Genomic DNA, 6,451 nt, shown 5'->3' on the forward strand with positions numbered 1-6,451 from the left:
CACATAAAGGGAAGTAAGTAGGTTTAAAACATAGACGGTGGTGAGAGGGATGGAGGGTTTCAATTACAAAGACTATGACGCACTTGGTCTTGCAGAGTTGGTCAGAAGAAAAAAGGTTCAGCCTCTAGAACTTGTTGAGGAAGCAATCCAGTTAACAGATTCATTGAATCCAAAAATGAATGCAGTCATCAACAAGATGTACGAACAGGCAAGGAAGACAGCAAATCAAGAGCTGACAGGCAGATTTGCGGGAGTCCCGATGTTCTTAAAGGATATCTCGCAGGAAATCGAAGGGGAACCAATTACTGCGGGTTCGAAGGCGTTTCTAAATTACCGTGCTAGAACAGATTCTGAGTATACAAGAAGACTGCGTAAGGCCGGGGTGGTTTTCCTTGGCCAAACGAATGTGCCTGAATTCGCGTTAGTTGCCGTGACTGAACCCGCTCACTATGGTCCAACACGAAATCCGTGGAATCTAGATCGTACTCCAGGTGGATCAAGCGGAGGATCGGCAGCAGCTGTAGCCTCAGGAATCGTCCCAATTGCCGGCGCTAATGATGGCGGAGGGTCGATCAGGATTCCTGCTGCATACTGCGGACTGTTTGGATTGAAGCCAACCCGAGGACGCACACCAGTCGGGCCGAATTATGGACGTGCATGGCAGGGGGCCTCGGCTGAACATGTATTGACACGTTCGGTCAGGGATAGTGCGGCTATGCTAGATGAGCTTCATGGCTATGAAAAAGCAGGCGCGTTTTCAGTTCCGCCTTTTTCAGGAAGTTATCTCGAAATCTCCGGCATGCCGCTTGGTAAAAAATTAAGGATTGCTTTTTCGGTAAAATCACCAATTGGAATGGATGTAGACAAGGATTGCAGTGAAGGCGTATTGAAGACAGTAAGGCTACTAGAATCGATGGGACACCACGTGGATGAAATCGATGCACCAGTGGAAGGGAATAAAATAGCGAAAAGTTATTTGACAATGTACTTTGGAGAAACAGCGGCACAGCTAGCATCGCTTGAGGATGTGCTTGGTCGGAAAGCGACAGCTTCGGATGTGGAACCAACTACATGGCTGTTGGGCTTGCTAGGCAAAGCGACATCAGCAGAAGAGTTTGTTCTGAGCCTGAGAGAGTGGGATAGAGCCGCCCTGCAAATGGAAACATTCCATGAAACCTATGATTTTTACATTACCCCAACAACGGCTCATCCTTCAGCAAAAATTGGCGAACTAGAACCGTCTTCATCTGAAAAATTCATTATCAGCACAGTAGGGAAGTTAGGGCTTGGTGGAGCTTTAAAGAGGGCGGGAATCGTGGACCAGATTGCCCAAAAGAATTTGGCACGCACTCCATTCACACAGCTGGCCAACCTTACAGGGCAGCCTGCGATGTCTTTGCCGCTGCACCAGACAAAAGATGGCCTGCCTGTAGGTGTACAGGTCATGGCAGCGAGAGGAAGAGAGGATTTGCTTTTCCAACTGGCTGGAGAGCTTGAGCAATCTGAAATATGGCAGGATGTAAGGGAGAATCCATTATTCTAGTATTTAATCAAACGTTTGATTAAATGGGGTTGTACCCTTAGTAACACTAAAAAGAGGCAGTCGTGGCTGCCTCTTTTTCAACATAATACAATAATCCTGTAAGGCGTTGTTTGCGCTGGAATGCTGAAGGTAGATGGACCGTAGACAACAATCAGATTCCTGTTAGCAGGATTCTTTGTAAATCTCTGACCATTTTCCAATAAAAGCTGTGTCCCGGATGAAAAGTTAAGCTTCAGCATGCCATCACTACTGATCAGCTGGCTGTTGAAAAAATCAACCTTAACATTCTGGCCAGGGGTTTCTTTTACCATGACAAGCGCCCGGTATTGTGGGGGATAAATCAGCGGGACAGGTGCGTCTGCGTCATGGTAGCCCGTCACCCTGTCGCCAACTCCCACCATCGCCTGATCCACAAAGTAAGTCTTCGGTTCCACCACAAAATTGACTTGCCTTCCACTTCCATCAATGACGGACATTAATTTATAGCAGCCTTCATTTTCGCCGGATGCCGTGATGGCAAAGTCGTTTATCATCGTTACCGTTCCACTAAAAGGTTGATACTTGACCACACTTTCCCCTCCACTCACTGAATTCCTGCCCATATTTTATTCATTCACGGTAAATAGGTGCTTGTTAGTTATTTGGCTGAGCGGGTAAAACAATCTTAAAAAGGAATGGTAAGATGCCTTTCAACTATGATCTTGATTTTGACAATATTGATTTCCGTAAACAGCCTGAACTGTACCGTGTGGGAAGGGGCGAACAGGGTGTTTTGCTTGTGGAACCCTATAAAAGTGAGATCCTGCCTCACTGGAGGTTCAAGACGCCGGAAATCGCCACGGATTCATCTAAAAAAATCTATGAGATATTTCTTGAGTATAAAGAGCAAAACGATTTTATCGGAATGGATATGGCAAGGAAATTTCTGCAGATGGGCTACACTCGCGCCCGCCGCTATACGAATTATAAGGGGGGCAGGAAATATGACGAGGTCGGTAAGTTGAAGGAACGCCAGAACGATCCGGTGAAGGCTGAATCTGCCTCTATATTTATGGAAAAGTGGAAACAGGCCAGAACCGATAAAGAGTATCTCGAGATGAAAAAGGAACATCAGAAGAGGTATGGATGAAAAGGAACACCAGAAGAAAAAAGGATAAAAAGAGCCCCCGGATGACTCTGCGCATCTGGGGGCTTTGCGTTTATTTTACAGGGATTTCTGCTTCATTTAAAGCCCCTTCAAGCTCCAAAGTAAAGGCTTCTATTTGCTGTTCGTTCCAGCTGAATTGGTCAGTCATGAACTTAATGACATTTTCTTTGAAGTTATGCACCAGGTGGATATCGAATAAAATCGCTCCAGTCCGTCTGTGGAAGAAGTCGATTGGTGTTGCTGCCGCTTCATATTGGATGCCATAAATCAGCTGCGCGAACAATTCCAATGGCAGGCCATATTGATCTGCTTCGTTCTTGTGTTTTGATGCAAGTTGGAACACAATCGGAGCATTCGATCCATACTGGTAGGCAAGTCGTTGGGCTTCTTCTTTTGCAAAGCCAGCTTTCATGCCTTCTTCAAGCTGTTTTTCCACAAAGGAGTCGAGACCAGCGGATCCACCGACATCTCCACCTGAAATCGGCAAATTCTTCGTTTGGCATCCTGGAAAACTGAGTCCGTCTTCTTTAGCGAATTTCTCAGCTAGCAGGTCGACAATCGTTTCCGCCATTTTCCGGTAGCCAGTCAATTTACCGCCAGCGATGGTGATCAATTTTGAATCTGATTCCCAGATTTCATCTTTCCTGGAGATTTCAGAAGGTGCCTTGCCTTCCTCGTGGATCAGCGGCCTGACGCCTGCCCAGCTGGATTCTACATCTTTTTCCGTCACTTTCACATCCGGGAACATATATTGAATCGCTTTTAGAAGATAGCTTCTGTCTTCTTCCGTCATCCCTGGGTTGATTGGGTCTTCATTGTAAAAAGTATCTGTCGTGCCGACATATGTTTTGCCCTCACGTGGAATAGCGAATACCATCCGGCCATCGGGCGTATCGAAATAAATCGCCTGCTTGAGCGGGAAACGTGATTGATCAATAACGATATGGACACCCTTCGAAAGCTTCAGAGTTTTCCCTTTTTTCGAATCATCCATTTCACGGATGCCATCAACCCATGGACCGGTTGCATTAACAACTTTTTTGGCATGGACTTCGTATTCCTCGCCTGTTAAAAGATCCTCGACAACTACTCCTGAAACGATTCCATTAGTATATACCAGGTTTTTAACTTTAGAATAGTTCAATGCAGTTGCGCCTTTTTCCACAGCCTGCTTCATGACCTCGATGGTCAGGCGGGCATCATCGGTACGGTATTCAACATAATGTCCGCCGCCTTTCAATCCTTCTTTTTTCACGAGCGGTTCCTTTACCAATGTTTCAGCAGCGCTGAACATTTTCCTGCGCTCCGACCTTTTAACACCTGCTAAAAAGTCATAAACTCTCAGGCCGATGGAAGTACTAAAACTGCCGAATGTTCCGCCCTTATGGAAGGGGAGCAGCATCCATTCCGGTGTCGTGACATGCGGACCATTTTCATACACAATCGCACGTTCCTTGCCGACTTCAGCAACCATTTTCACTTCGAATTGTTTTAAATAACGCAGGCCGCCGTGCACGAGCTTTGTGGAACGGCTTGAAGTACCTGCCGCAAAATCCTGCATTTCCAAAAGGGCAATGTTCATTCCTCTTGTTGCGGCATCCACCGCGATTCCAGCACCGGTAATTCCGCCGCCGATCACCAGGACATCAAATGGCTCTTTTTTAAGTTTAGATACTATATTTTTACGGTCGAGATTTGAGAATCTCATACGTTACGCCTCCTTGAATATGAAAAAAAGAGAGACCACAAACAACATTATCGCCCAAAAGCCGAAATGTTATCGTGGTCTCTCCAGTTCTCCTACCCGATTTATTAACTTGTAATCATTATATCACAGACACCTGGAATTTTCATGTGTCGGATTACTGAATTGATTTATTTCCCACAAATCTCTTTTGGAAGTAGTAATTGCATCGGCGCCGGCATCCAGTGCGTTTTTAACTTCCTCCGGAGTTCTGATCAGCCCTCCGGCAAAAATAGGAATATTGACGCGCTCCTTGACTTCCTTAATCATCCATGGCATCGCGCCGGGTAAAACCTCAATATAATCAGGGCGCGTTTTCTGGATGAGTTTATAGCTCTTTTCGAGTGCATGGGAATCAATCAGGAATACCCTTTGCACAGCGAGCACGCCTTTTTGCTTTGCTTTTAAAATGACACTCGACTTCGTGGAAATCAGGCCATATGGTTTGTACTCCTGGCAAAGATATTCGGTCGAATAATCATCACTCTTCAGCCCCTGGATCATATCAACATGAAAAATCATTTTTTTGCCATACTGTTTGGCCATCGCATTGATATTTTTCAATTGAGCGATATGCACCTCCAGCATGACTCCGATTTCAAAAGGGCTTTCAAGAAACTGCTCAAACTCTTTCATGTTCGAAGATGCGGGCAAGATTTTTTGATCCAAAATAATCCCATCCTTCAATTAGATTACCAATTATCTTAACATGAGGCGTTTGGTTTTTTCTATGACGCAGAGGACCATAGCCTATTCAAAATTGTCGAAGAGCCTCAAGACTAGTACGATAGTAACAAATATACATACCATATGACGATGAGGAGACAACATGCAGATTAGAATGGAAAAGAAGAGCACGCAGGTTTTTGAAGAAGACGCCGTCCTGGCAGCCATTGAAAGGTCCTTGGCCATGATCGAGTTTGCTCCCGATGGAAAAGTGCTTTGGGCGAATGAAAATTTTGCGATGACAATGGGCTATCGTGTCGAAGAAATGCCAGGACTTTTGCATAAACAGTTTTGTACAGCAGAGTTTGCAGCAAGCAGGGAATACACAGAGTTGTGGAGAAACCTCCGCAATGGCAAAAGTTTTCAGGAAAAAATCCAGCGAGTGACGAAAAGAGGGAAACTGCTCTGGCTGGAGGCTACATATACACCGGTTCACGATTCTTTAGGAAAAGTTGTGGGTGTGGTCAAGGTAGCTACTGATATAACGGAGCGCGAATTGACTGCGACAAGACTTGCCGAGGAGCTTCAGCAAATGTCCGAAGACCTGAGCGCACGGGCGGAATTGGGCATTTCCAGAAGTGAAGAAGCAGCCACAGCCGCCATCAGGCTAGCAGAGGAATCAAAAGAAAACCTCGAGATCTTAGAAACACTAAAATCACAGGCCAAATCAATCGGCAGCATCGTCCAGACCATTCGCGAAATTGCCGCACAAACCAACCTGCTTGCCCTTAACGCAGCCATCGAAGCGGCAAGAGCGGGAGAGCATGGAAGAGGATTTAATGTGGTTGCCGGAGAAGTGAGGAAGCTCGCCACACGTGTACAGGATTCTATCCAGGAAGTCAATGAACACATCGCAGGAATAACAGGCGAAATCACAAAAATCAACGAAGCCACCCAGCGCTCACAAAATGGGATCAATAACAACCAGAAACTCAATGAACAAGCAGTAACCGCCTTCAAAGAAATCGGAAGTGCCGCCCACGAATTGGACCAGCAGGCAAAGACGTTCAAGGACATATTGTAAGGGATATGGACACCGCCATCATTTGATATGATGCCGGTGTTTTTGATGTTTGGGAGGTAGTGAGTGTGAGAAATTTTCTATAAAACCGAATGAAGTGAACCACTGACAAAAGGTCACATAGAAATTTTCTATAAGCCCAGATGAAAAAAATAATGAGAAAAGGTCACATAGAAATTTTCTATAAACCCAAACGAAGTAAAACACCGACAAAAAGTCACATAGAAGGAGTCTTTATGTAGCTCTTTACCCAATAAAGAGTCAAAAGAA

General features: G+C 45.4%; 6 protein-coding genes. 3 read left to right on the forward strand and 3 right to left on the reverse strand.

The annotated features are described in order from the left end of the window. Nucleotides 1–49: 49 nt before the first annotated feature. A complete protein-coding gene (locus tag TY49_RS05160) occupies nt 50–1,543 on the forward strand; it encodes an amidase family protein (protein ID WP_156972610.1) in 1,494 nt (497 codons plus the stop codon). Between the two features lie 77 nt (nt 1,544–1,620). On the opposite strand, the gene TY49_RS05165 is transcribed toward TY49_RS05160, so the two are convergent. After that, entirely contained in the window at nt 1,621–2,112 is a 492-nt protein-coding gene (locus TY49_RS05165) for a hypothetical protein (protein ID WP_041964841.1), read from the reverse strand. A 113-nt stretch (nt 2,113–2,225) separates the two neighbouring features. Between TY49_RS05165 and TY49_RS05170 the strand changes: the two genes are divergently transcribed. After that, complete coding sequence (locus tag TY49_RS05170) at nt 2,226–2,672, forward strand: DUF4385 domain-containing protein (protein ID WP_041964842.1); 447 nt, start codon at nt 2,226–2,228, stop codon at nt 2,670–2,672. 70 nt (nt 2,673–2,742) lie between these two features. Here the strand turns inward: TY49_RS05170 and TY49_RS05175 are convergent, their stop codons facing one another. Both TY49_RS05175 and TY49_RS05180 read right to left on the reverse strand, forming a co-directional pair. Continuing rightward, nucleotides 2,743–4,398 carry a glycerol-3-phosphate dehydrogenase/oxidase gene (locus TY49_RS05175; protein WP_041964843.1) on the reverse strand — a complete coding sequence of 552 codons (1,656 nt, stop codon included), beginning with the start codon at nt 4,396–4,398 and terminating at the stop codon, nt 2,743–2,745. Nucleotides 4,399–4,521: 123 nt separating this feature from the next. Continuing rightward, nucleotides 4,522–5,103, reverse strand: a complete 582-nt coding sequence (locus TY49_RS05180) for a glycerol-3-phosphate responsive antiterminator (protein WP_041964844.1) — start codon at nt 5,101–5,103, stop codon at nt 4,522–4,524. A 160-nt stretch (nt 5,104–5,263) separates the two neighbouring features. Between TY49_RS05180 and TY49_RS05185 the strand changes: the two genes are divergently transcribed. Continuing rightward, a complete protein-coding gene (locus TY49_RS05185; RefSeq protein ID WP_041964845.1) occupies nt 5,264–6,184 on the forward strand; it encodes a methyl-accepting chemotaxis protein in 921 nt (306 codons plus the stop codon). The last annotated feature ends 267 nt before the right edge of the window (nt 6,185–6,451 follow it).

Origin of the sequence: Mesobacillus selenatarsenatis SF-1 (assembly GCF_000813125.1) — a bacterium.
GTDB classification, from domain to species: Bacteria; Bacillota; Bacilli; order Bacillales; family Cytobacillaceae; genus Mesobacillus; species Mesobacillus selenatarsenatis.